Below are 24,492 nucleotides of genomic sequence, written 5' to 3'. Positions count from 1 at the left end.
TCAGGTCTTACCGTCCAGACATGACAACCGCAGCGCCCCGTGATCTATTCGCCCCCGCTCGCCTCGCCGGTCTGCAACTACCGCACCGCCTGGTGATGGCCCCCTTGACGCGTAACCGCGCGGGCGCGGACGGCACCCCGTCGGATCTGATGACGACCTACTACGCTCAGCGGGCCGGCGCGGGCCTGATCATCGCCGAGGCCGCCACCCCGAACCAGGTGGGGCAAACCTACGCCAATATCCCCGGTATCCACCGCGCCGAGCACATCGCCGGTTGGCGCCGCGTCACCGAGGCCGTCCGGGCGGCCGGGGGCCATATGTTCCTGCAACTCCAGCACGGCGGCCGGGTCGGCCATCCCGACAACAGCGGCCTGGTGCCGGTCGCGCCCTCGCCGATACCGCTGCCCGATACCGTGCACACTCCGTCGGGCCATCAGCCGGCCGTGACGCCGCGCGAACTCACGGTCGACGACATCCACGCGACCATCGCCGATTTCGTCACCGCCGCACGCAATGCCGTCGAGGCCGGTTTCGCCGGGGTCGAAGTCCACAGCGCCAACGGCTATTTGTTGCACCAGTTCCTGGCCCGCAACACCAACCACCGCACCGACGCCTACGGCGGACCGGTAGAGAATCGCATCCGGTTCACGGTCGAGGTCGTCGAGGCGGTGGCGGCGGCCATCGGCCCGGAGCGGGTGGGGCTGCGCATCTCACCGGCCAATCCTGTCAACGGCATCGCGGAGGGCGATACCGCGGCCATCTATCCGGCGCTGGTCACCGCGGTCGCCGGGCTGGGTCTCGCCTACCTGCACATCGTCCGGGTCGACGCGGACGACCCGCTGCTGCGGCAGCTCCGTGCACTGTGGCCCGGCAGTCTCGTCGCCAACCCCGCGGGTGATGCCCGCGACCCCGGCGTCATCATCGACCGGGCCGAGCGCCTGCTCGCTGCCGGAGCAGACCACATCGCCCTGGGTCGCGCCTTCCTCGCCAACCCCGACCTGGTCGAACGTCTACGTACCGGCGCGCCGCTCAATCCGATCCGCGATACGCACCTGATGTATGTCGGCGGGGCCGAGGGTTACACGGATTACCCGACCCTCACAGCGACCGCCTGAGCACCCGGTATCGCCTCGCGCCGGACCACGTAGCACCGGCGATACGCAGTCCGCGGGAGTTGCCTACTCGCCGTACAGGTGGAGCTGCCGTCCAAGTCCGCGCACTGCTCCCAACAAACGCACACCGTGCTCGTCCAGGCCGCGGAGTACCAGCTCGCTACACGCCCCGGCCCATCAAAGGTGCGCGACCGCCTCCCGGTACCGCCGCCCCAGGGTGCGGATGTGCTCGACCAGCTCCGGTGGGCCGTCGATACGGAAATCCATCATGAGCATGCTCAGGTAGATGGCGATCGTCTCCAGCGCGTCCGCGCCGGTGAGCAGCAGGCACGAGTTCTCGTCGACCGGTACCACGACCCCGACCGCCGGATTGATCCGGGCGATCACGGTTTCCGCGGGTGCCAGCACCGTGACCCGGGCGTGCACCGCGTAGCCGGCGGAGGCGACCTCCCGGAGTACGAAGGCGACCAGATCGCTGTCGGGCGGAGTCCGGGCGGCGAAGCGGCGGGTGCCCGATACCACCCGGCGCCGGTTCGCGACCGGAAACGCACGCCAGGTGTGCGCGTCGAGGTCGTATCCGACCAGATACCAGCGCCGCTGCCAGCTGACCAGCCGGTACGGCTCGACCCGCTGGTCGTCGAGTTCGAGTTCCCGGGCCGCCCGGATCGCCGCCGCGATCGTGGCGAGGGTCTCCGCGGGAACGGGCGCGTCCGGTTCCCGGGAGCCGACCGTCGGGCCGACCGCGGTGGTCTCGCGCAGTGCGTTGACAGTGCGCTGCAAACGTTTCGGCAGAATTCTTTCCAATTTGGCGAGGGCCCGTTTGACGCTGTGGTCGATACCGGCGATTCCGGTGGAACCGTCCTCTGCCAAACCCATCGCGATCGCGACCGCCACCGCTTCGTCGTCGTCGAGCAGCAGCGGCGGCATGGTGGCGCCCTGACCGAGGCGGTAGCCGCCGACCGGGCCCCGGCCGGCGTGCACCGGGTAGCCGAGTTCGCGCAGGCGGGCGATGTCCTGGCGCAGGGTGCGATCGGTGATGCCGAGGCGCCGTGCCAGTTCGGGTCCGGTGTATCCGCGGTCCTGGAGCAGCGCCAGCAGCCGGAGCACCCGGATTGTGGTGGAGGTCACAAAATAATCGTTTCCACGGAAGTCTTTATCAGGAAGGAAATGAGCCTAATAGGGCCATAGCCTGAGTTCAACGTCGAAAACGACCGAGAGGCAGAACCATGGAAACCACCACCGCGCAGGACATCACCGCTCAGCTCGCGCCGGTCTGGCGCGATGTACTGACCGCCGCCCACGAAGCGCTGCGCCGAGTGACCGCGCGAGTCGAGGCCGGCCAGTGGCAGCTGGCGACTCCGTGCGCGGACTGGAATGCCGCACAGGTCGCCGAGCACGCCGCCGCGGACCAGCGGGCCTTCGCCGCCGCGCTCGGCGTGGGCGCCGGCCCGTCCTACGACCCCTTCTCCCCCACCGGCACGATCGCCGACGGACCCGTCGCCCTGGTAACCGCCGCCCTCGAGGAGACAGCGACCGCGTGGTCCACTGTCACCGACGACACCGAAAGCGTCCCCACCCCACTCCCCTTCGGCCCGCTGCCGACCCCGGTGGCCGCCGTACTGTGCGCCTTGGACGCGGCGGTGCACGCCTGGGATATCGCGGTCGCCACCGGACAGGAATCGCCGCTGACCGACGAACTCTCGGCGCCGATCCTCGCCGCCGCCCAGGGCCGGATCGAACCGCTGCGCGATTGGGGCGCCTACGGCCCGATCGTCGAGGGCGAGGGTTCCAGCGCGGACCAGCTGCTGCGTTACCTGGGTCGCCGGCCGCGCCGGTGACCCGCACCCGCGGCAGTGTCCGGGTAGCAGCCACATCGAACAGGTGGCCTTCGGCATCACCCGCAGTAATGTAGGCATGGAGGTGATCAATGAGTATTGTGACTTCTCGCGATTTCAATCACGATGTAAGCGCGGCCAAGCGTGCGGCCGGCCGCGGACCGGTGATCATCACAGATCACGGTCGGCCGTCTCATGTGCTTCTGACCTTTGCCGATTATCAGGAGCTCACTCGGTCCGGAATTTCGCTGGCCGATGCCTTCACGATGCCCGAGAACATCGACTTCGAGCCGGTACGGCCGACGGACTCGCTCCGTGAGGTCGATCTGTGAGTTTTCTCCTGGACACGAATATCGTATCGGAGCTGCGAAGAAGCGAAGACCGCAGAGACCGGAACGTCGATCGATGGGCACAAAACCTGTCACCCTCCGACACGTACCTCTCGGTTATCACGCTGCTCGAACTCCGGGCCGGGATCGAGAACAAGCGACGCTGCGACCCTGCGCAGGCTCGAACGCTCGACCGCTGGCTGAACGATGGCGTGCTACCGACCTACGCGGGCAGGATCCTCGACATCGACCAGAAAGTCGCCGAGATCGCGACCCGCCTGCATATCCCCCACCGACGGCCGGCTCACGACGCCTTGATCGCCGCTACGGCCACCGCCTACGGCCTGACCCGCGCAACGCGCAACGCGGACGACTTCCGGCCGATGGGGATCACTTTCGTCAATCCTTGGGAAGAAGGCTGACCCGCCGCGACCTACTCAGTTCTCGGTTCGAAACGGACCGACTGCTCCGTACCCGGGTCGCTGGCCGCTCCTGATGCGGCGGCGGACATCACGAGGAATAGCGCCACAGCCAGACTCCGCTCCACCCGGCGGCCACAAGGCAACAATCTTATCGACGCTGCTCAGTTCGTAGCGTCGGGCGCCGCGGCCTGCTCCAACACTGCCGCCACCGCTTCGAACTCCGCCGGCGCGGCGGTCAGGTCTTCGACGATCTCGCGGGCGATGATCTCGGACGTGGCAGTAGGACCACAGTTTGCCTACGAGGCGGCGCGAGTCGGTCACGATCGGACAGTCGCGCACGAGCCACCGACCCCGGATCCCGATACCGCTGTATTCGGTGGCCACCGCCGGAACGGTATCGCTTACGGGTCCTTCAACGGTCGACACAGCGCGATCGTGAGACCGACCAGGCCGGCCACCAGCAGTACCAGCACCGCATCGGCCCACATCAGGCTCGCCCCCGTTCGGGATCCGTGCCGGGCCAACGATACCCGCGAGGGTAGAGCCGTACAGGCGTGATGAGCGCGGCGTTCTCGGTGATGAGGCGGCGGAGGTCGTCGGCGTGCTCGAAGTTCGGCACCACGACCGCCTCGGCCCCGGCCTCGGCCGCATGCCGGGCCAGCGCGTGTATGGCGAGCCGGGCGACCGTATCCGTCCTGACCGTGTACGCGAGCCGGTATCCGTGCCGGTCGGCGAGTTCGTGCAGATCGATATCGCTCATCGGGAGGTTCAGCCGGATCAGGGCGACTGCCGACGGCAGCGGGCCCCGGTCAGACACGGCACTCCTCGGCTACCTCCGCCCACCGCCGCATCACCTTCAGTAGATGCTCCAAATGAACGAGCGTCGGTACCGCCCATACCGGCCCATCCGGAATATCGGTCTCACCGCGAACTCTGGTCGGCAGCGTTGTCGCACACATGATTCCCCGCTCCTGGATCAATTTCTGGTATGCACCCGGCGCAGGGTCCGCTGAGGGGTTATGGTGTCGGTGCGCCCTCTACCCAATCGAATTGACCACCAGCCTTCGGCAACTCCTGGCGTCGAACTGGTGTCTCCCAGGTGGCTCTGGGAGTGGCCTGCACCGGGTGCCCCCTCAGTAGAACTCTGCCGCAGCGGAATCGAAAAGCCGTACACCGGCAAATACGAGGGGAAGTTCTGGAATTCCTGCACAACCATTGCAGCATTGCGTTTTCCAGGACTCGGCTTCCACATGGAGGCTTCCATTATCGGCAGGCACTCACCTGGGCCACAAACCCGGAGTGGTCGCCCGAGGAAGTCGCTCGAACACTGGATATTGCACAGCGACGACAAGGCTTGTTGGCCCGTCCGAACTTCCGCTTCGAGGCGCTGCTGAGCGAGGCGGTACTTCGGTACACCGTCGGCAGCCCAACTGTCATGGTCGCTCAGGTGAAACACTTGCTCGGGCAGTCCGAGATGCCGAGTGTTGAGGTCCGGATCCTGCCCAACACCGAGACCAGCGCCGTTGGCTTGATGTCGCGCTCATTCGTCCTGTTCAGCTTCCCCCCGTTGCCTTCCTCCAAGCTCCAAGAGCCTCCAGTTGCCTTCATGGAGGGTCTCACCGGTGACCTGTACATCGAGCGCGACCTCGAGGTCGCCAGATTTTCTCGCGAGGCCGAGCGTATCCGGCATGTAGCGTTGTCTCCGTCGGCATCCCAGGATCTGATGCTGCGGATTACGAAGGAGCGAGAATGACCGACTTGTCTCGGGCTGAATGGTTCAAGAGCAGCCGAAGCCAAGGGGGAAGCGACTGCGTCGAGACCGCCCACCTGGACAACGGCCATGTCGGCGTGCGGGACTCCAAGAACCCCACCGGCCCGGCCCTGATCTTCGCCCCCGGCGAGTGGGACGCCTTCCTGGCCGGCGCGAAAGACGGCGAGTTCGATCGCCCCTGACCGGATGCAGAGAACCCCGGCTTCATCTGGTGAGAGGTCGGGGATCTCTGCCGCCTGGCTGCACGGCGGCAGAGAACGTCCGGGAATCCGGGTGCGCTGCGATCGAAGATATCGCAGGGCAACCACTTTCACGGCGCGATCCGCACATCACCGGCACATGGGTCACGGCGGAGGCCCGGGATGTCCGGCTCGGGTCGGACAGACCAGCTCGATCGCCGGCCCCACCCGGTCGGATAGGCGGACAGTCACGCGGAGCTCATCTCTTCCTCCGGGCGACTCCGCAGGTTGGAATCATGACAACACTGCAATATATGCGGTCTCGATCAGGCTGGAGGTGGTCCGATGGCAATGCCGGCTCCGGGACTGGACCGGTGGACCGCGGCGGATCTCGACCGCTTTGCTGCCCTGACCGGTGCCGGGGTTCTCAACGCTGCGGGTACAGACGTCACAGGGCAGCCGTGAAAGATCGCCCCGCCCTCGCATTCGTGACCACCGTGCACTGGCGCCGGGACTCGCACTAACCAGCGCGGACACCTTTCTCACCGTCGCCTTCCACTACCGGCACCGCACCCGCCACACTCCGCCCGGCCCGCCGGCCGGAGAAGATGCAGTCGGACAGCGAAAGCCCGCTGACGTAGGAGTTCACACAGATGCCCGCGGCCGTCCGGCCCGCCGCGTACAGGCCCCGGATCTCCGCGCCGTGAGCATCGCGGACCGCCCCGGTCTCCTCGTCGACCGCCAGCCCACCGACGGTGAACATCGGGCACGGATTGGTCAGGCTCGGTTCGATGGAGACGTTCAGCATCCAGTACGGGCCCGCCCCCACCGGGCGCACGTATTCGGCCGGTTTGCCCACCGGGTCGGGGAGTCCGGTCGCGTAGGCGCTATTGTGCTCGGCAACCGTCTCCCGTAATCCCGCCGGATCGACACCCGCGGCGGCGGCGACCTCGTCGAGGGTTTTGCCGCGCTTCGCCTTCCGGCGCATCACCTCGAACTGCATCCGCTGGAACCAGGCGGCCTGTGGCCCGATCTGGGAGATGGCGGTACGCATGAGCGCGTCGTCGGCGAGCAGCCGGCCGATACCTCCGTGCCGGTTGATCAGGGCGTCGCCGACGGCCGCGCCGTAGCGGGTCTCGTCGATGACCCGCTGCCCTTTCCCGTCGACCAGCAGCGCGCCGGTGAACGAACTCGGTGGCAGCAGGAACCGCCAGGCCGAGACATTGCCCATCCGATCGGTCGCGGCGCCCACGCTGCGGCCCAGTTCGATGCCGCTGCCGTCGTCGCCGGAGCTGCCCAGGGCCAGGCCGTTCTTGTAGGCGGGCGCGTGGGTGTGCAGCATCTCCCGATTGGCGATGAAACCGCCCGCGGTCAGCACCACGCCGCGCCGGGCCAGGACCCGGAGTGTGGTCGCGTACCTGCGGTCGAGCCGGGCCAGCCGTTTCTCCAGTGCCCGGCGCAGCGGCGGGTAGTAGATACCGGGTTTGGCGGCGATCGCGGCCAGCCGCGCGTAACGGGCCTTGATACGCGCGGGCGCGTCACGCAGGCTCCGGCATTCGACTCCGACGACCGCGCCGGTGTCGTCGGTGACCAGGGCGGTCGCGGTGGTCAGCGTTTCCACCCGCACGCCCCGCCGCTGCACCGACCGGGCCAGCGGCGCGAACAGCTTCTTGCCGGAGGTCCCCCAGCCTTTGACACGGTGGCCGCGTTGAGCTGGGGTGATATCGGCGAAAGCGCCGGAGATCTCGCTGCCGGAGTAGTAGAGGTAGTAGTCGTTGTTCGGGTACGAGGTCTTGTACGGGCACAGCGACGCCTCGAACGGCACCCCGTGCGCGGTGAGCCAGTCGATCATGGCGGGACTGTCGTCGACGAAACGCCGCAGCGTCGCCGGGGAGACCGCGTCACCGACCTCGCGTTCGAGGTAGGCCAGCATCAGTTCCGGGGTGTCCTCGACACCACCGGCGCGCTGCACCCAGGTGCCCCCACCGGCGTAGATTATGCCGCCGGACAGCGCGGTCGCGCCGCCGCCGGTGAAACGGTCCAGCACGAGGACCTGCGCGCCGTCCTCGGTGGCCTGCAGCGCCGTGGCCGCACCCGCCGCCCCGTAACCGACGACCACCACGTCCGCGGTCAGGTCCCATTCGTGCGCCATCTACCAACTCCACCACAAACTGAAACGAGTTTCCCTGCTGTTTACGCCGCAGAACAAGTCTTCTGCCAGACAACATAGACCAACAGCGCCATCATTCTATAACGTGTTCTACATGAACGATCGGGAATACGATGTGGTGGTGGTCGGCAGCGGCGCCGCCGGGATGACCGCCGCCCTCACCGCCGCGCACAACGGCCTGAATGTGGTGATCCTGGAGAAGGCGCCGTACTACGGCGGATCTACCGCGCGCTCGGGCGGCGGGGTCTGGATCCCCGGTAACAAGGCCCTGCGCGAATCGGGCGGTCCCGACGACCGCGAGGAAGCGCGCAGGTACCTGCACAGCATCATCGGCGACGTGGTGCCCGCCGAGCGGATCGATACCTATATCGACCGCGGCGCCGAAGCCATGGATTTCGTCCTCGCGCACTCGCCGCTGAAGATGACCTGGGTCAAGGGCTACTCCGACTACTACCCGGAGGCCCCCGGCGGCCGGGCGGGCGGGCGGTCCTGCGAGCCGAAGCCGTTCAACGCCAAAGCCCTCGGCGACGAGCGGTTCAATATCCATCCGCCCTATTCCAAGGCACCACTGAATGTGGCGGTCACCCAGGCCGACTTCGTCCGGCTGAACCTGATCCGCCGCCACCCGAAGGGCATGCTGCGGGCCCTGCGCGTCGGGGCGCGCACCTATTGGGCCAAATTCACCAACAAGCATCTGATGGTGATGGGGCAGGCCGTCATCGCCGGTATGCGCAAGGGTCTGATGGACGCGAACGTGCCCCTGCTGCTCGACACCCCCATGACCAAACTGGTCGTCGAGAACGGCAAGGTCACCGGCGTCGAGGCCACCCACAAGGGCGAGACGGTCACCTTCACCGCGCGCCACGGCGTGGTGCTCGGCAGCGGCGGGTTCGAGCACAATGCCGAGATGCGGGCCAAATACCAGCGCGAACCGATTACCACTGAGTGGACAACCGGTGCCGCCACCAACACCGGTGATGGCATCGTCGCCGGTATGGACGCGGGCGCCGCTATCGGCTTCATGGAGGACGCCTGGTGGGGTCCGACCATCTTCAAGGGCGGCAAGCCCTGGTTCGCGCTGTCCGAGCGCAACCTGCCCGGTTCGATCATGATCAACCCGAAGGGTGAACGGTTCGGCAACGAGTCCGCGCCCTACGTCGAAGCCGTGCACACCATGTACGGCGGTGAATACGGGCAGGGCGAGGGCCCCGGTGAGAACATCCCGACTTGGCTCGTCTTCGACCAGCGCTACCGCAACCGCTATATGTTCGCCAGCCTGCAGCCGGGCCTGAAGTTCCCGTCGCGCTGGATGGAGAACGACCTCATCGTCAAGGCCGCGACCCTGCCGGAACTGGCCCAGAAGATCGGGGTGCCCGCCGACAAACTGGCGGCCACGGTGGAGCGGTTCAACAAGTTCGCCGAAACCGGTAAGGACGAGGACTACGGCCGCGGCGACAGCCAGTACGACCGGTACTACGGCGACCCGACCGTGAAACCCAACCCGTGCCTCGCGGCGCTGGTCCAGGGTCCGTTCTACGCGGCCAAGATGGTGCCCGGTGATCTCGGCACCAAGGGCGGCCTGGTCGCCGATACCGCGGCACGAGTGCTGCGTGAGGACGGTACCCCGATCGAGGGTCTGTACGCCTCCGGCAATGTATCGACCCCGGTGATGGGCCACACCTACGCGGGCCCCGGCGCCACCATCGGACCGGCGATCGCCTTCGGCTACCTGGCGGTCCACGACATCATCGACCGCAAGAAGACCGCGGCCTGAGCCGCCGGCGAGGAGAATCTGTATGCCCATCGATCCGAAAGTCGCGCTCGGAGCGGAACTGCCGAGCAAGGAATTCTCCTGGACCGCCTCCGATGTCCAGCTCTACCACCTGGGTATCGGCGCCGGTCACCGCTGGACCGAGCCGGCCGAATTGCGCTATCTCGACGACCGGGAACCGCAGGTGCTGCCCACTTTCGCCACTGTCGCGCACACCTTGCGCGATACCGACCCGCCGAAGGTGAAGTTCCCCGGAGTCGATATCGACCTGGCCAAAGTGGTGCACGGCTCGCAAGAAGTACAGGTGCACCGGCCGCTACCCGCCGCGGGTAAGGCGACCCGCACCGGCCGGATCAGCGAACTGTGGGACAAGGGCGCCAACGCGGTGATCGTGCAGGAGTTCACCGTCACCGGTTCCGACGGCGAAGCGCTGTGGACCGAACGGTCCTCCATCTTCGCCCGCGGCGAAGGCGGATTCGGCGGTGAGCGCGGCCCGAGCAGTAAGGCCGAACTCCCCGACCGCGAGCCGGATTTCGATGTCACCACCGCGACCCTGCCGCAGCAGGCACTGCTCTACCGCCTCTGCGGCGACCGCAACCCGCTGCACTCCGACCCCGAATTCGCGAAGGGGGCCGGGTTTCCGGCGCCGATCCTGCACGGTCTGTGCACCTACGGGATCATCTGCAAAACCGCCACCGATACCGTGCTGGACTCCGTCGCCGGCCGGGTGACCGGGTTCAAGGCACGGTTCGCCGGAGTGCTGTTCCCCGGGGAGACGCTGCGGTCGCGGATCTGGCGGGAGACGGGCCAACTGATCATCAGCGCCACCGCCGTGGAACGTGACGGCGCACCGGTCCTGGGAGATGTGGTCCTCACCTACGCCGAGTGACCTCCAGGTGGGATCGCGCGGGCCCGGTGACCGGGCCCGTGCTCGAGGGCGACGAACATAGTGTCCGGCAGATCCATCGGCGGGTCTGCCGGACACAGTCGTATCTACCGGGCCTATCGAAACTTTTCGTGCAGCCGACGATACGGCGAGACCCTCCACCTGGGCACCGGCCACCGACGCCGCAGTGCGAGGACGGTCCACCGCCGCGAGCGACTGCGGCTAACTGAGGAAGAACTGTCGCGGGCAGTCCGAGGCCAACGGAACCCCGCGCAGCGCCGCATCGATCAGATCCTGGAAGGCGACGTCCTGCGGTTCGTCGCGGTGCGTGACATGACGGCCGGAACAGATCTGCTGGACACTCGAGTTGACCGCCCCCGGCAGATGCAGGCGCTCAGGACCCTCGTTCTCCGAGTAGAGGTGATAGGCCGGGATGCCCGGCGGCAGCGCCGGCGGCGTGTTGAGCTGCTGTAGGAACTCCGAGGCCGGGGCGATATCACGGCATCCGGGAAAGAGCGGCGCGCAGAGAAATCCGAGCGGTTCGCCGTAGTTCGGGGTGCCGAAGTCGAGATAGGTTCCCACCGAGTCGATTCCGCCGAGGAACTTCACATAGTGCCGCTGCGCCAGCCCGCCCATGGAGTGCCCGACCAGATCCACCCGCCGGGCGCCCGTGGTCCGCCGGATATCGGCGACCTTGTCGGCCACCGCCACCGCCGAATCCGCGATCCCCTCGGTCCCCGACGATCCGGCGGGCGCCGCGGGCAGCACCATGGAGTAGGCCCGGTAACCGCGGTCGGCCAGTTCCGCGCGCAAGTTCTCCAGAATGCCGCGGTCGGCATCGAAACCGCCGATGACCAGGACAGGATTCGCCGGCGCGGGCTCGGCACGGGCGAAGCCGAGCGGCAGCGCCGCCGCAACGCAACCCAGCGATACGACAGCGAATCGAGCGAAGGCAGCGAGCACAGTTTTCATGAACCTGCTTTCCGGAGGCTGAAGGGCCGCTGCGCCGTGATCGCGCACAGCGTCGACCGACGCCAGGATGCTAGTGCGGTAGTCGCGGAGGTTTCGGGAGGCGCGACGGGACCGACCGGTGGTCGTCCCGCCGGAAAGCGCGGATCTCGACGATATGGCCATCACTGCCGCGATCGGGTCCAAGACAATTTCCGCGAGTACGTCATCGTGCGACGGTGAACCCGCAGACGCTACAGGCGGGCAGCCGACAACGCCTGGTTCCCTAGGTCAGAAAGGCCGGTGGAAGCCCGGCGACGCCACCGCCAGACGTAGCGTGTCGTCGTCGCGACAGGAAAGCGTGAGCTCATACCGGTCCGGAGTCCGCGCCTCGCCGGAGATACCGTCGACCCCCGCGGAGGTGGTGACCTCCCAGCCCAGCCGCTCCCAGATCCGCAGGATCAACGGCAGATAGGCCTGCGGCCGGTCCGGTGGCGGCGGATCGAGGAAATAGCGGGCTTCGAGCCGATCGAGCTGATAGACGTTTCCGGCGTCGTCGTCGCACGGCAGGATCGTCTCCCCGTCCGGGCCGTCCTGGGGGCGGGCGCCGAGCTCGCCGCCGAGCGCGTCGAGCAGTTCCGCGAGGATCGCGCGGATGCGGGCGCGGGCGGCGTCCTCGGTGAGTTCGCGGTTCCAAACGACCGCTCGTGCCGCTCGCACGGTCGACAGGGCGGCGACCCGCTGCCGCAGTTCGTCCGGAGTGACGGGCTCGGCAGGTTCGGGTGGGAGGTCGCGTTCCAGGTCGAAACCGTAGCCCATCAGGTCGTCGAGGGTGCGGCCGAAGTCCATGGGCCGTTCCATATCGCCGCCGTACTCCCAGCCGACCGTGTCACCGGGCAGATCCGGGGAGGCGAAGTATTTGGTATCGCCCAGACCTCCGGCGATCAACATCGCCCGATCGCCCGGGATCCGTTCGCCGGTATCCCAGTTCCGCACCGATTCGGCCAGGCCGAGCTCGTCATAGGTCTGCATATCGCGCGGGCGGGTGGGGCCGAAGGAGATGCCGTCGAGGTCGGTGAATCCGGCATGGACCATACCGAGGAAAACCCGCAGCGGTTCCGGCAGCACGTCCCAGTAACGCGGCACATCGGCGCCGAAAGTCGCCGGATCCCAGCCGATACGGAACTCGTGCGGCTGGAACGGTTTCCGCAGCGCGTACAGCAACACCCAGTCGCCACGCAGCAGACAGACCCGCACATCGTCGAGGCATTCGGCCAGCACGGCTCCGAACCGGGGCACCAGCTCGAACATGTCGAGATTCCACAGTGCCACTGCCGCGGCGCTCCGGACGCGCGGGTCGCGGGCGCCGGCGATCTGGGCCCAATGGGCGGGGACGTGCGCGGCGGCGGTGGTCCCCGGTTCGACGAGCAGCGCGGAGCCGGCACCGAATTCCGCTACGACCCGCGCGAAGTCCACAGTGTCCACACCACGCATTGAACAGCAGAGGTCCGACAGGTACCGGTCGATCCGCGGTATTCGCCGCCTGACATGCCACCATGCGGTGACCAGGCCCCAGGGAGGTGAATCACTGCCGGCCTGTTGGACTGGAAGCACAGCGCGCCGGCCGACCGATGGGTGGCCATGGAAGGCGACCGGGGTGATCCGCACCCCGTCGTCAAGATCCTCACCATCGACCCCGGAAGCCAGTGATCCGACATCGACGTTCTCCTGGCCCGAAACCGCACTCGGTGGAGTGATATCGAGTGGTGGGTCACTTTCTCCGCCCGCCGGTATGCGATCGGTGGGCGGTAGACCCCCTACCTATCAGGCGCCGTGCTCCGCGGCGAGTGCGGGCGACCGACTCGGCGCACCGAACCAGCCGGTCAGCGCCGCATGAAGCCCGTCCGCCGCGATATCGGCCGGTTCGCCGACGGCCGCGGCCCAGGCGATGTGGGCGTCCGGGCGGACCAGTAGCGCGTCGGCCGGACGCTCGTCGGTGGTGACTGTCCGGATATCGACGCGGTTCTGCCACTGCCGGGCGACTTCGCGTATCTCGGCTCGGTCGGCGAGATCCAGCAGGAGCGGTCGTGCGGAGTGCAGGAGGGCGGCGACGGTGGTCTCCCCGGTATCACTGGACAAGGCGAGGTCCGGGGCGAACGTTCCGGTCAACGGATGGTTGTTCGGGTTGGGTAGGTCGTAACGCACATCGGTACCCGCGATGAAACCGGCGATCCGTCGGGCGGACTGCTCGTCACCGAGCAGTTCCTGGACCACTTCCCGCAGCGCGTCCGCAGCCGGATCGAGTCCGCGCCGCAACGCCACCTGGGCGCGGGTCTGCCGCAGGGCACGAGCCCCCGCGTAATGACGTTCCGCGTGGTAGCTGTCGATCAGTCCGGGTGGGGCCCAGCCGTGGATATCGGCGGCGAGTTTCCAGCCGAGGTTCACCGCGTCGAGCAGGCCGGTGTTGAGCCCCGACCCGGTCGCGGGCAGCAGGTGGGCGGCGTCGCCCGCCACCAGGATCCGGCCGGCGCGGTAGATCTCGGCGTGGCGATCCTTGAAGGTGAAGCGCGCCAACCGCAGCGGTTCGCCCAATGGGATCTCCGTGCCGAGCACCCGGCGCACACTGTCCCGGAATTCGGCGAGGGTCATCGGCTCGTCGTCGGTGATATCGGTGGACTCGTCCTCGGTGGTCGAGAACATCAGCATGTCCGGGGTCGGTGACCCGTATCCGAAGGCACCATGTGCGGTGCGGGTGAAACCGGTGGTGATCCGGCCCATGCCCGGAACGTCGAGGTCGCCGTTGTCGAGGCGGGTCACCGAATCCGGCACGGTGACCTGGCACACTCGGTTCACCTCGGGGTAGGTGGTGCCGGTGAAAGCGATACCGGCCATCTCCCGGATACGGCTGCGCCCGCCGTCGCAGCCGACGAGGTAGCGCGCGGTGATCCGGTACGGACCATCCGGCCCGGACACCTCCGCCGTCACCGAGGTGTCGTCCTGACGCACCCCGACCACCTCGTGGCCGCGGCGGATATCCGCACCGAGCTCGCCCACCCGCTCGGTGAGCAATTCCTCCAGCCGCGTTTGCGGCAGGGGCAGCCCCCGCAACGGCGGATCCGCCATGCCGGTGAGATCCACGTGCACACCCCCGAAGGGGTAGCGCGGCGGCGGGGCGGGGGCGGTCACGGCCGCTTCGACCCGCTCCAGCAGCCCGCGATAGTGCAGCATCTGCAGGATCTGCCCACCCAGGCCCTGGGCCTTCTGCGTGGTCCGGGGCTGTGGGTACTTCTCCAGGAGCAGCGGCCGCACCCCCGCCAGACTCAGTTCGGCGGCCAGCAGCAGGCCGGTCGGGCCCGCGCCCACGATGCCGACCTCGGCCTCCACCTCCGGCCGCCGCCCCGTGGTTGGCTCCCCGTGCCCGTTCGCCGACGACTGCACTCGCACCTCGCAAACCCTTCCTGTCCCACGCTTGTGGGCTCGGCCAGCGAGTATGCGGCACCACCCGGGCCTTGCCGCAAGCCCCCGGGTCGGCTATATCTTGAAAGGAGCGGGGGTCGAGTCCACTTCACGAATCCGCGTGCGTAGTCGACGTATTCTTGGCGTTCGCCCCGGGCTGCGCCGTCGGCGGCCGCCGACGCGTCGCGGTGATGCTGTACGTGAGGATCGACGACAGCAGGATCACCAGCACGGGAGCGACCACCGGCGCCCATTCCAGTTCGACCGGCAGCAGGGCCGCTCCGCCCGCCGCCGCGGTCCACAGGACCGCGCCCATCACCGACGGGAGGGTGGTCGGGACGACACCGCGCGGTGCGGTGACGGTCGCGATGTTCAGCAGATAGGCGGTCGCCACCAGCCCGGCCGCGGCCGCCGCGACCAGGCCGGTATCGGAAAATGCGAGCACCCCGATCACCAGCAGGACCGCGCCGACCGCCGCCCAGCGCCACCACCAGCCGACCACCACCAGCACGATCGCGGCCGGGGCCGCCCACGGCTGGATCAGGGCGACCAGCAGCACCAGCAGCGTGCCGGACAGATGCGCCAGGAATTTGATCACCGGCGCAGCCTGGTCATCCGGCGGTGCCGCGGCAGCAGGCGCATGGTCTGGTCGAGGCGGGTGTCAGCGGCCCACGGGACGATATCCACGCCGACCGTGCTCATATCGCGGTACATCGACATCCGTTCGAGCTGCCACATCTTCTCCATGGTGGGATCCAGATCGCCGGCGAACGGGCTGCCGCGCAACACATCCACCGCCACCACCACATGCCCGCGTTTGCGTAGGTCGATCAGCGCGAGAGCGAACTGGGTGTCCAGCAGGGTGGTGAAGGCGACGATGATCGCGCCGAGCGGGACCGCGGCGTAGGGCGCCAGCGTGCCGGTGGTGGAGATGTACTCGTCGCCGACGTCGAGCACGGTGTCGACGATGCGATAGAACTGCCGGCGGCCGATATCGGGACGCAGCCAGCGCGGCGACTGCCCCAGGCAGACCACAGCGGTGCGGTCGCCGGCCTGCAGTGTGGACTGCACCACCTGTGCCGCCCCGCGTACCGACAGTTCCAGCGCGTCGCTGGCGGGCCCGGGTGCCTGCTGGGAGGTGTCCACCAGGACGACCACATCGGCGGAACGGTTGGTCAGGCGTTCGGTCACGTACAGACGGCCGCGGCGGGCGCTCACCGCCCAGTTCACGATGCGCAATTGGTCACCGGGGGCGTAGGCGCGGATATCGGCGTATTCCACGCCCGGACCGTGCCGGCGGGTGAGGTGAACACCGAGCCGTTCGGGGAGTTCGGTACGCGGCAATCGCATCCGCTGCGGATCGGTGATCGGGTAGACGTAGATCTCCCCGGCCGGCAGAGTCGCCGTGGCCAATGCCATCCCGGCCGGGCTCAACGCCTTGACCCGTACTTTTATCGGATACCGACCCCAGCGCGACGCCGATACGGTCAACCGGAGCCCGGCCGGCGCCACCCCGGAATCCGCGGACTCCTCGACCGTCACCGTCATCCCGTCGACCGAGACCGGTTTACAGCGCAGCAACGCCTGCCCCTGATCGACGAAGGCGGCGATGGTGACCGTGACCTCCTCGTTCTCGAAACATCGTTGGGTACCGCCGCCGTCCACCTGGATCCGGGTACGCGACACCTGCCAGGGCGCACTGGCCAGCACACCGAGCATGGGCGAGGCGAACACCACCAGCTGCCAGCTGCCCGCCACTACCGCGACCAGCAGCGCGACGGCCGAGGCGATGGCGAGCAGGTAGGTGAGCGGGGCGGGACGCCAGCGCAGGCGGGCCTCCACCGTGGCACCGGCGTCGCGATGTCTCATGGCGTGGCGGCGCGAGGAACGGGCAGGCGGCGCAACAGTTCGCTGATCACATCCTCGCCTCGGATGCGCCGCACCCACATCTCCGGCCGCAGGGTGATCCGGTGCGCCATGGCCGGGATCGCCAGGGCCTTCACATCTTCGGGGACCACGAAGTCACGACCGTTCAGCAAGGCCCGGGCGCGGGCCATCTGCACGAGATCCAGTTCCGAGCGCGGACTCGCGCCGACCTCGACCTGCGCGTGGGCCCGGGTAGCGCTCGCCAGCGCGACCACATAGCCCACCACGTCCGGGTGCACCGAGACGAACTCCACCGAGTGCCGCATCTCCAGCAGGCCTTTGGCGTCGACCACCTGGCCCACCTGCGGCGGCACCGCGCCGCGTTCGAGCCGGCGGCGGATCATCTGGGTCTCGTCCTGCTCGGACAGGTAGCCCAGACGCAACTGGATGGCGAACCGGTCCAGCTGTGCTTCGGGTAGCGGGTAGGTGCCCTCGTATTCGATGGGGTTGTCGGTGGCGAGCACGATGAACGGTTGGGGCAGCGGGAAGGTCTCCCCGTCGATGCTGACCTGTCCCTCGGCCATCGCCTCCAGCAGCGCCGCCTGGGTTTTCGGCGGGGTGCGGTTCACCTCGTCGGCGAGCAGCATATGCGTGAACACCGGGCCGCGGCGGAACGTGAAACGGCCGGTGGACATGTCGTAGATCGTGGAGCCGAGCAGGTCCGCGGGCAGCAGGTCGGGGGTGAACTGCACCCGGGTGAAGTCCAGGCCGAGGGCGGCCGCGAACGATCGCGCGATCAGTGTTTTGCCCAGTCCGGGCAGATCCTCGATGAGCACATGCCCGCCGGACAGGATCGCGATCATGATGAGCTGGAGCTCCTCGCGTTTGCCGACCACCACCCGGGAAACCTCCCGGAGCACGGCCTCGGTGCGTTGGACGGTCGCGTCCAAGGGCATCGTCATGTGTTTTCTCGCAATGGGTCGACCCGTTTCACATTCTCTGAAGGCGGCTCAGGATCTCGTCCAGAGCCGCGCGGCCCGGCGCGGGCGTGTTCTGGTCACGCAGCGCCGAATCGGCCGGGTCCACCCAGCGCCACAGTTCGGCGCCGAAGAGATGGATCCCGGCACTTTCCAGCGCCCGCCGGTTCTTGCTGACCCGCAGACCGGCGGACAGTTGGAACTCCTTGGCCAGCAGCGGCCGCAGATGCCGATCCCAGTCGGCGCGGCTGCCGTCGGCGCGGTCGACGAGCATTTCGGCGCGGGCATGCCAGTGGCGCAGCATTTCGGCGGGCCCGTTCTCCATCTCGTCGGCCAGTTCCTTTTCCTTCTTCTCCGGGCGCAGCAGCACCCAGACGAAGCAGCACAGCGCGATCGCGACCGGCACCCCGGCCGCGATCAGTACGAATTCCCGGGCCCGCAGGCACACGGCCACCTCGAGACCCACGACCGCGACGATCGCGGCTGTCACGATCCAGGGTCTGCTCATCTCGGTCCCACCCCGCTCGGCACACCGGTATGCGGTGGTAGGGCGGGCGGATAGCCGCCGGGATCCGGGGCGGCCGATACGGCCGGATCCGGGGTGCTCTGCAGGTCGGAGAGCGCTACGCGCAACAGCTGTTCGGCCCGCATCCGCTGCCAGGACAGCATGGAATGGGGGCTGAACCGTGCCTCTTCGAACAGCGCGACCAGTTCCCGGGCCGATGCCTCGTGCAGGGCCCCGTGCTCGAATGCGCGCGCCAGCACTTCCATGGGTGTGTCGGAGGCCAGCGGGGTAAGACCGCGCGCGTAGACCAGGCCGCGTTCCATCGCCAGATAGCAGGCGATGATCGCGGCGCGCGGGTCCTGACCGGCCGCGTTCATGGCGGCCAACCCCATCTCGGCGGCTTTGACCAGGGTCTCGGTATCGGTGGTGGGCAGGTCCCCGGCGGCCGGCGACTCGTCGTCGGGTTCGTCGGCATGTTCGGGCCGCTGGGTGTTCACGGTGACGACGACCAGACCGGTCACGGCCACCGCCACCAGGGTGCTCGCGGCCGCCGTGGCCAGGAACAATCCGGTGCCGGTCAGGATCGGCTGGTCCGCCTCGGTCCCGGGCGGCGTCGCGGGATGCTGCGGGGCGGGGGCACCCGGCGGGGCGGCCGGAACCGGTTCGGCGACGCGCTGGAACCCGATGAAGTAGACGGCGAACACGATCGCCGCGAGGACACCGACGAGGGCCAATAGGAACAGCACGGCCAGGCCGACGCGGCCCAGCCGCCAGTGCGACTCGGTATCGGAATCGAAGTCGGGCAGAGCCAGCGGAAGCCGATGCTGGGAGGCGATCACCCCGGCCAGCAGCACCACGATCGAGACGGTGAGTAGTACCGGCATCAGCGCCACGGTGAGAGCCGAGGGCGGGCCGCCCGCCGAACCGCTGCTGTCCGGGATGCCCGGGATATGACCGCGCAGCGCGATGACAGCGCAGAACAACAGCGCGAACACCGCCACAATGCGCGCGATCAGCGCTCGCGACCCGGCCAACCCGATACCTCGAACCTGCTTACTGCCAAGAACAGCCACATGCTTACATGCCGGGGGGCCGGCCCGGGAGCGAATCGACAATATGAAATGACGAGTTTTTCACGTTTATCAGCCCCTTGCCGGCAAACGTACTGCCCATTGCGGGATCGACAGTTATATCTTGTTCCCCGCTGTGAATACTCACAACCTCGGCAAAGGCTCGGTGGCCGATTCCGATGTCCGAATCCGCCGCCGAGCTCGAACGTCGAACGGACGCCGCGCCGCGCCCGGCGTACCGGACACGGCGCGGTGGTTGTCTATCGCGGTAGACAGCGCAAACCGGCGCCGGGCCGGTCAGGCAGCCCGGTCCGCGCTCAGCACCAAACCCGAGGTCGGCACCCCGGTCCCCGCGGTGACCAAGACGTTCTCCACCTCGTCGACCTGATTCACCGAGGTCCCCCGCAACTGGCGCACGCCCTCGGCGATGCCGTTCATGCCGTGGATATACGCCTCCCCCAACTGCCCACCGTGGGTATTGATCGGGAGTTTTCCGCCGATTTCGATAGCCCCGTCGGCAATGAAATCCTTGGCTTCACCGCGCGGGCAGAAACCGAGTTCCTCCAACTGCATGAGGACGAACGGGGTGAAGTGGTCGTACAGAATTGCGGCCTGCATATCGGCGGGCCGCAAACCGCTCTGCTCCCACAACTGGTCGCCGACCAGGCCCATCTCCGGTAGCCCGGTCAAGGCGTCGCGGTAGTAGCTCGTCATCACGTACTGGTCGGCGCCGCTGCCCTGCGCCGCGGCGGTGATCACGGCGGCCGGATTCGGCAGGTCCCGCGCCCGCTCCACACTGGTCACCACGATCGCCACGCCGCCGTCGGATTCCTGACAGCAGTCCAGCAGATGCAGCGGTTCGGCGATCCAGCGCGAATTCTGGTGATCTTCCAGGGTTATCGGCTTGTTGTAGAAGAACGCGTTCGGGTTCACCGCCGCGTGTCTGCGGTCGGCTACCGCGACCCGGCCGAAATCGGCCGAGGTCGCGCCGTAGACGTGCATGTACCGCCGGGCGACCATCGCCACCTGCGCGGCGGGCGTGCCGAGACCGTGCGGATAGGACCAGCCGGCGTCGATACCGGAGGAGGTGGGCGCCGCCGCCAGCGAGGTGGAGAACTGCCCGAACCGGGACACCGACCGTTCGTTGAACGCCCGGTACGCCACGACCACATCGGCGACTCCGGTCGCCACGGCCATCGCCGCCTGCTGAACGGTCGCACAGGCCGCGCCGCCGCCGTACCCGATATGGCTGAAGAACGTCAACTGCGGAATGCCGACCGCCCGCGCGACCGCGACCTGCAGGTTGGTATCCATCGTGAAGGTGGTCAGACCGTCGACGTCGGCCGGGGTGAGCCCGGCGTCGGCCAGGGCCGCGGTCACCGCCTCGGCGGCCAGCCGCAGTTCGCTGCGGCCGGATTCCTTGGAGAAATCGGTGGCGCCGATCCCGGCGATGGCGGCCCGGCCGGACAGGGGGTGTTGCGAAGTACTCATGCGTTCCTCATTCCGCGGGCTGGATGGGACTGTGCGTGGTGGCTGCGCTCACGCCCCGCCTCCGGCACCCGGTACGGTCGCGACCACCGTCGCGACGATGTGATCGCCCAGACTGTCCTTGCCGACGACCTCCAGCCGGACGTCCTCGCCGTCGAGTTCGACGACCTTGCCGGTGAGGGTCAGGGTGTCGTACGCGTACAGCGGCACCCCGAGCCGCAGCGCGATGGATTTCACGACCGTGCTCGGCCCCGACCAGTCGGTCACGAACCGCTGCACCAGGCCGGTATCGGTGAGGATATTGACGAAGATATCCTTCGAGCCGCGTTCGATCGCCTTGTCCCGATCGTGGTGCACGTCCTGGAAGTCGCGGGTGGCCAGCGCGGTGCTGATGACGAAGGTCGGATCGGCGTGGATCGACAGTTCGGGCAGTTCGGTGCCGACCCGGACCGTGGCCGGATCGAATGTGGCGGTCATGCGGTCACCTTCCAGAACGGCAGCACCGTATCGTCGTCGAGCTTCTCGAAACCGGCCACGACCGCCAGCCCGACCTCGACCTGATCGGGTTCGACACCGCGCAGTTCACCCAGCATCCGCACCCCCTCGTCGAGTTCCACCAGCGCGACCACGAACGGCAGCTCCCGCCCCGGCACCTTGGGCGCGTGATGTACGACGTAGCTGAACACCGTGCCCTTACCGGAGGACACCACGTAATCGACCGGTTCGGTCTTGTCCTGCCAGATGGCCGGGATCGGAGGGTGCCGCAGGCTCCCGTCGGGAAGCTTCTGGATCCGCAGCTCGCCGGCCTTCGTACCCTCCCAGAAGAATTCGGTGTCGTGGGAGACCAGCGGCCGCACCCGTTCGGCCGGCGCCGGTTCCGGGGCGGCGGCCGCACCCGGGGCGAACTTCAGGATGCGGAACAGCATCTCGGTGACGAGTTCGTCCCCGACATACCAGCCGGTGCGGTAGGTCAGGAAGAACCCCTCGCCCAGCCCGGTACGTTTCGGGCCCTTGATGCTGTCCAGCGCGCTGGTGATGCTCACCTCTTCGCCGGGCCGCAGGTAGCGGTGGTAGATCTGCTCACAGTTGGTACCGACCACCGAGGTGTACCCGGCGGAGTCGAGCAGCGCGTTGGTTGCCTCCATCGGATCATCGGACGGGCGGCGACCACCCAGCCCCAGCATGGTCCAGACCTGGGCCATGGCGGGCGGGGCCACGATCCCGTCGAAACCGGCGGCCTTCGCGGCCGCCTCGTCGACATAGACGGGGTTGCTGTCGCCCAGCGCCTCCACCCAGTTGTTGATCATCGGCTGGTTCACCGGGTCGCGGCCGGGCCGCGGCGCGCTGGCCCCGGCCGCCTTGATCCGCTCCGCGGCGGCGATGATCGCTTCCGGAGTACTTGTGTCCGGCACGCTGCTCCTTAGGGTCGGGTGGTTCGAGAGGGTGCCTCCGCCGGCCGGCCGCGGCCGGGCTCATCGAATCAGCGGGGTACGCGCGGCAGTTTCAGGCCGGCGGAGGCGACGAGTTCGCGCATCACCTCGTTGACGCCGCCGCCGAAGGTCACCACCAGGTTCTGCTTCGTCCGCCGGTCGAGCCAGTTCATCAGCTCGGCGGTCGCGGGGTCGGCCGGGTCGCCGAACCGGCCGATGAGCTCCTCGGCCAGCCGACCCGCCTCCTGCAGCGATTCGGTCGAGAAGATCTTGGTCGCCGACGCGTCCGCGATGACCTGCGACGGATCGATGTTCGGATCGTCGGCGGTGGCCGCGACCTGCCAGTTCAGCAGCTCGTTGAGCCGGGTCATGGCGTGGATGCGCCCGAGCGACGCGCGCGCGTCGGGATCGTCGAGTACGCCGCGCGGCCGCGCCCAATCGCGGACCCGGTCGTAGAGCTGCTCGATCTTGCCCGACGGCCCCAGACTCACCCGCTCGTGATTGAGCTGGGTGGTGATCAGGCGCCAGCCCTTGTTCTCCTCGCCGACCAGCATGTTCGCCGGAACCTTGACGCCGTCGAAGTAGGTGGCGTTGGTGTGATGGGCACCATCGGCGGTGATGATCGGGGTCCAGGAATAGCCCGGATCCTTCGTATCCGCGATCAGGATGGTGATCGCGCGGTGCCGGTCGGCCACCGGGCCGGTGCGGCAGGCCAGCCAGATGTAGTCGGCCTCGTGCGCGCCGGTGGTGAAGATCTTCTGACCGTTGACGATCCAGTCGCCCGCCTCGTCGCGGGAGGCGCTGGTGCGCAATGCCGCGAGATCGGTACCGGCCTCCGGTTCGGAGTATCCGATGGCGAAATGGATATCCCCGGCGAGGATGCCGGGCAGGAACTTCTCCTTCTGCTCCCGCGTGCCGAACTGCTGCAGCGTCGGACCGACGGTCAGCAGAGTGACCAGCGGCAGCGGGACATCGGCCCGGGATGCCTCGTTGAAGAAGATCTGCTGTTCGACCGGGCCGAAACCCTGGCCGCCGTACTCCTTGGGCCAGCCGACACCCAGCCAGCCGTCGCGGCCCATCCGGCGCACCACCTCGCGGTAGGCGTCGCCGTGCCGGTTGACCGCCATGGCTGCGGACTCCTCCGGCGTGACGAGGTCGGCGAAGTAGGCGCGCAGGTCGTCACGTAGTTTGCGCTGTTCGCTGGTCAGATCTACGAACACCCTGCCCCCAATCGTTCGAGCCGCAGCGCGGCGCCGCCCAGCCAGCGGGCGAGGTCCTTGGACTGTGAGTAGTAGCGATGCATCGAGTGGGTGACATCCACTCCGATCCCGCCGTGCAGGTGGTGACATTTCTGCATGGCACGCGGAAGTTCCGCGGCCACAGTGTAGGCGAGCACATTCAGATCGTCGTCGATCCGCTGCTGCCGCTCCGGGCTCGAATCATCCTGTCCGAGAGCCCAGTTCGCCGAGACCGCGGCCACATGCAGCGTGCGGGACACCACATAGAGGTCGGCGATCTGCTGGGCCACCGCCTGGAATTCGGCGAGTGGCCGGTTGAACTGCTGCCGGGTGCCCACATGGGCGGCGGTCGATTTCACCGCGCCCGCGAGCAAACCGTCGGCCGCCGCGCCGATGGCGGCGAGCGCGAACCGGTGCAGCCGCGGGCCCGCGTCCGGCAGCAACCGGTCGGCGGACACCTCGACTCCATCCAGTCTCACCGAGAATTCGGCGAGTTCGCCGGATACGGCCGAGGGGGTCAGCGACAGACCCGGAGCGTCCGAATCGACCACCGCGACGCCGGAATCCGTGGTCACCAGCAGCCAGCGCGCCTGGTCGGCGCACGGCACGGCCACCTTGTACCCGGTGATCCGCACCTTGTCGCCGGTCACTTCGGCCTTGGTGGTGGGCTCGAGGGTCAGGGGCGCGCCGGGTTCACTGATGGCGGCGGTCAGCACCGCGCCCTCGGCGACCGCAGGGAACACCTCAGCGGCCACCGCCTCGGGCGCCGCCTCCAGCAGCGGCAGCACGCCGAACCCCAGGGTGGGCAGCGCCGGTGCAGCCACGGCATCGGTGGCCAGTTCGGTCAACAGCACCGATACGGCGTCGATACCCATGTCATCGCCACCGAACCGTTCCGGTAGCGCTACCGACAGCAGGCCGGTAGCCGCTATCTTGGGCCAGAGTCCGGCGTCGCGCGCCGCCTCCCGCTCCAGTAGTCCGACGACGACCTCGGCCACCGCCTCTTGAGCCTCGTCTCGGGTGAAGTCCACGTTCTGCT

The 24,492-nt window shown here is 68.0% G+C and carries 24 protein-coding genes; 8 read left to right on the top strand and 16 right to left on the bottom strand.

From position 1 onward, the window contains the following. Positions 1 to 20: 20 nt before the first annotated feature. Positions 21 to 1,115 carry an alkene reductase gene (locus ACQPYS_RS01930; RefSeq protein ID WP_433491547.1) on the top strand — a complete coding sequence of 365 codons (1,095 nt, stop codon included), beginning with the start codon at positions 21 to 23 and terminating at the stop codon, positions 1,113 to 1,115. Between the two features lie 174 nt (positions 1,116 to 1,289). Here ACQPYS_RS01930 and ACQPYS_RS01925 read toward each other — a convergent pair whose 3' ends face one another. After that, positions 1,290 to 2,240 (bottom strand): helix-turn-helix transcriptional regulator, encoded by a 951-nt coding sequence (locus tag ACQPYS_RS01925; protein WP_433491546.1) that lies wholly within the window; start codon positions 2,238 to 2,240, stop codon positions 1,290 to 1,292. A gap of 98 nt (positions 2,241 to 2,338) precedes the next feature. On the opposite strand from ACQPYS_RS01925, the gene ACQPYS_RS01920 reads away from it, so the two are divergent. The 3 genes from ACQPYS_RS01920 to ACQPYS_RS01910 all read left to right on the top strand — a co-directional run bounded on the left by ACQPYS_RS01920 (position 2,339) and on the right by ACQPYS_RS01910 (position 3,698). Beyond that, on the top strand, positions 2,339 to 2,950 hold the full coding sequence (locus ACQPYS_RS01920; RefSeq protein WP_433491545.1) for a TIGR03086 family metal-binding protein: 612 nt from the start codon (positions 2,339 to 2,341) through the stop codon (positions 2,948 to 2,950). An 89-nt stretch (positions 2,951 to 3,039) separates the two neighbouring features. Then, positions 3,040 to 3,279, top strand: a complete 240-nt coding sequence (locus tag ACQPYS_RS01915) for a type II toxin-antitoxin system Phd/YefM family antitoxin (RefSeq protein WP_063035383.1) — start codon at positions 3,040 to 3,042, stop codon at positions 3,277 to 3,279. Continuing rightward, positions 3,276 to 3,698, top strand: a complete 423-nt coding sequence (locus ACQPYS_RS01910) for a type II toxin-antitoxin system VapC family toxin (RefSeq protein ID WP_433491544.1) — start codon at positions 3,276 to 3,278, stop codon at positions 3,696 to 3,698. The genes ACQPYS_RS01915 and ACQPYS_RS01910 overlap by 4 nt, the downstream gene beginning before the upstream one ends. Positions 3,699 to 4,185: 487 nt before the next feature. Here the strand turns inward: ACQPYS_RS01910 and ACQPYS_RS01905 are convergent, their stop codons facing one another. After that, positions 4,186 to 4,515 (bottom strand): hypothetical protein, encoded by a 330-nt coding sequence (locus tag ACQPYS_RS01905; protein ID WP_063035381.1) that lies wholly within the window; start codon positions 4,513 to 4,515, stop codon positions 4,186 to 4,188. A gap of 282 nt (positions 4,516 to 4,797) precedes the next feature. On the opposite strand from ACQPYS_RS01905, the gene ACQPYS_RS01900 reads away from it, so the two are divergent. Both ACQPYS_RS01900 and ACQPYS_RS01895 read left to right on the top strand, forming a co-directional pair. Beyond that, the gene (locus tag ACQPYS_RS01900) at positions 4,798 to 5,451 is read left to right on the top strand and encodes a DUF5753 domain-containing protein (protein WP_433491543.1); all 654 of its coding nucleotides are present in this window, start codon (positions 4,798 to 4,800) and stop codon (positions 5,449 to 5,451) included. Continuing rightward, the gene (locus ACQPYS_RS01895; protein ID WP_433491542.1) at positions 5,448 to 5,651 is read left to right on the top strand and encodes a DUF397 domain-containing protein; all 204 of its coding nucleotides are present in this window, start codon (positions 5,448 to 5,450) and stop codon (positions 5,649 to 5,651) included. The genes ACQPYS_RS01900 and ACQPYS_RS01895 overlap by 4 nt, the downstream gene beginning before the upstream one ends. Positions 5,652 to 6,168: 517 nt before the next feature. Here the strand turns inward: ACQPYS_RS01895 and ACQPYS_RS01890 are convergent. Continuing rightward, positions 6,169 to 7,800, bottom strand: a complete 1,632-nt coding sequence (locus ACQPYS_RS01890) for an FAD-binding protein (protein WP_433491541.1) — start codon at positions 7,798 to 7,800, stop codon at positions 6,169 to 6,171. A gap of 103 nt (positions 7,801 to 7,903) precedes the next feature. Here ACQPYS_RS01890 and kstD point away from each other — a divergent pair, with 103 nt between their 5' ends. Further along, on the top strand, positions 7,904 to 9,592 hold the full coding sequence (gene kstD, locus ACQPYS_RS01885) for a 3-oxosteroid 1-dehydrogenase (protein WP_433491540.1): 1,689 nt from the start codon (positions 7,904 to 7,906) through the stop codon (positions 9,590 to 9,592). Between the two features lie 22 nt (positions 9,593 to 9,614). Further along, positions 9,615 to 10,478, top strand: a complete 864-nt coding sequence (locus tag ACQPYS_RS01880; protein ID WP_433491539.1) for a MaoC/PaaZ C-terminal domain-containing protein — start codon at positions 9,615 to 9,617, stop codon at positions 10,476 to 10,478. Positions 10,479 to 10,697: 219 nt separating this feature from the next. Here the strand turns inward: ACQPYS_RS01880 and ACQPYS_RS01875 are convergent, their stop codons facing one another. The 13 genes from ACQPYS_RS01875 to ACQPYS_RS01815 all read right to left on the bottom strand — a co-directional run bounded on the left by ACQPYS_RS01875 (position 10,698) and on the right by ACQPYS_RS01815 (position 24,484). Further along, complete coding sequence (locus ACQPYS_RS01875; protein WP_433491538.1) at positions 10,698 to 11,447, bottom strand: esterase/lipase family protein; 750 nt, start codon at positions 11,445 to 11,447, stop codon at positions 10,698 to 10,700. Between the two features lie 267 nt (positions 11,448 to 11,714). Next, positions 11,715 to 12,908 (bottom strand): hypothetical protein, encoded by a 1,194-nt coding sequence (locus tag ACQPYS_RS01870; protein ID WP_433491537.1) that lies wholly within the window; start codon positions 12,906 to 12,908, stop codon positions 11,715 to 11,717. 339 nt (positions 12,909 to 13,247) lie between these two features. After that, positions 13,248 to 14,867: an FAD-dependent monooxygenase gene (locus ACQPYS_RS01865; protein ID WP_433491536.1), complete on the bottom strand. Its 1,620-nt coding sequence runs from the start codon at positions 14,865 to 14,867 to the stop codon at positions 13,248 to 13,250. 121 nt (positions 14,868 to 14,988) lie between these two features. Next, positions 14,989 to 15,477 carry a hypothetical protein gene (locus ACQPYS_RS01860; protein WP_433491535.1) on the bottom strand — a complete coding sequence of 163 codons (489 nt, stop codon included), beginning with the start codon at positions 15,475 to 15,477 and terminating at the stop codon, positions 14,989 to 14,991. After that, entirely contained in the window at positions 15,474 to 16,748 is a 1,275-nt protein-coding gene (locus ACQPYS_RS01855; protein WP_433491534.1) for a DUF58 domain-containing protein, read from the bottom strand. The genes ACQPYS_RS01860 and ACQPYS_RS01855 overlap by 4 nt, the downstream gene beginning before the upstream one ends. Next, entirely contained in the window at positions 16,745 to 17,707 is a 963-nt protein-coding gene (locus tag ACQPYS_RS01850) for an AAA family ATPase (protein WP_063035368.1), read from the bottom strand. The genes ACQPYS_RS01855 and ACQPYS_RS01850 overlap by 4 nt, the downstream gene beginning before the upstream one ends. A gap of 28 nt (positions 17,708 to 17,735) precedes the next feature. Beyond that, the gene (locus ACQPYS_RS01845) at positions 17,736 to 18,230 is read right to left on the bottom strand and encodes a hypothetical protein (RefSeq protein WP_433491533.1); all 495 of its coding nucleotides are present in this window, start codon (positions 18,228 to 18,230) and stop codon (positions 17,736 to 17,738) included. Then, positions 18,227 to 19,261 (bottom strand): DUF4129 domain-containing protein, encoded by a 1,035-nt coding sequence (locus tag ACQPYS_RS01840; RefSeq protein WP_433491532.1) that lies wholly within the window; start codon positions 19,259 to 19,261, stop codon positions 18,227 to 18,229. The genes ACQPYS_RS01845 and ACQPYS_RS01840 overlap by 4 nt, the downstream gene beginning before the upstream one ends. A 333-nt stretch (positions 19,262 to 19,594) precedes the next feature. Beyond that, positions 19,595 to 20,788 (bottom strand): lipid-transfer protein, encoded by a 1,194-nt coding sequence (locus ACQPYS_RS01835; protein ID WP_431940807.1) that lies wholly within the window; start codon positions 20,786 to 20,788, stop codon positions 19,595 to 19,597. Between the two features lie 48 nt (positions 20,789 to 20,836). Then, positions 20,837 to 21,262: a MaoC family dehydratase gene (locus ACQPYS_RS01830; protein WP_433491531.1), complete on the bottom strand. Its 426-nt coding sequence runs from the start codon at positions 21,260 to 21,262 to the stop codon at positions 20,837 to 20,839. Continuing rightward, on the bottom strand, positions 21,259 to 22,197 hold the full coding sequence (locus tag ACQPYS_RS01825) for a bifunctional MaoC family dehydratase N-terminal/OB-fold nucleic acid binding domain-containing protein (protein WP_433491530.1): 939 nt from the start codon (positions 22,195 to 22,197) through the stop codon (positions 21,259 to 21,261). The genes ACQPYS_RS01830 and ACQPYS_RS01825 overlap by 4 nt, the downstream gene beginning before the upstream one ends. Positions 22,198 to 22,265: 68 nt before the next feature. Then, positions 22,266 to 23,435 carry an acyl-CoA dehydrogenase family protein gene (locus ACQPYS_RS01820; RefSeq protein ID WP_063035363.1) on the bottom strand — a complete coding sequence of 390 codons (1,170 nt, stop codon included), beginning with the start codon at positions 23,433 to 23,435 and terminating at the stop codon, positions 22,266 to 22,268. Next, positions 23,426 to 24,484, bottom strand: a complete 1,059-nt coding sequence (locus ACQPYS_RS01815; protein ID WP_433491529.1) for an acyl-CoA dehydrogenase family protein — start codon at positions 24,482 to 24,484, stop codon at positions 23,426 to 23,428. Before ACQPYS_RS01815 ends, ACQPYS_RS01820 begins: the two co-directional genes overlap by 10 nt. Between the last annotated feature and the right edge of the window lie 8 nt (positions 24,485 to 24,492).

Origin of the sequence: Nocardia grenadensis, from assembly GCF_050942415.1 — a bacterium.
GTDB classification, from domain to species: domain Bacteria; phylum Actinomycetota; class Actinomycetes; order Mycobacteriales; family Mycobacteriaceae; genus Nocardia; species Nocardia grenadensis.
This window is presented reverse-complemented; position numbering and strand designations above follow the sequence as displayed.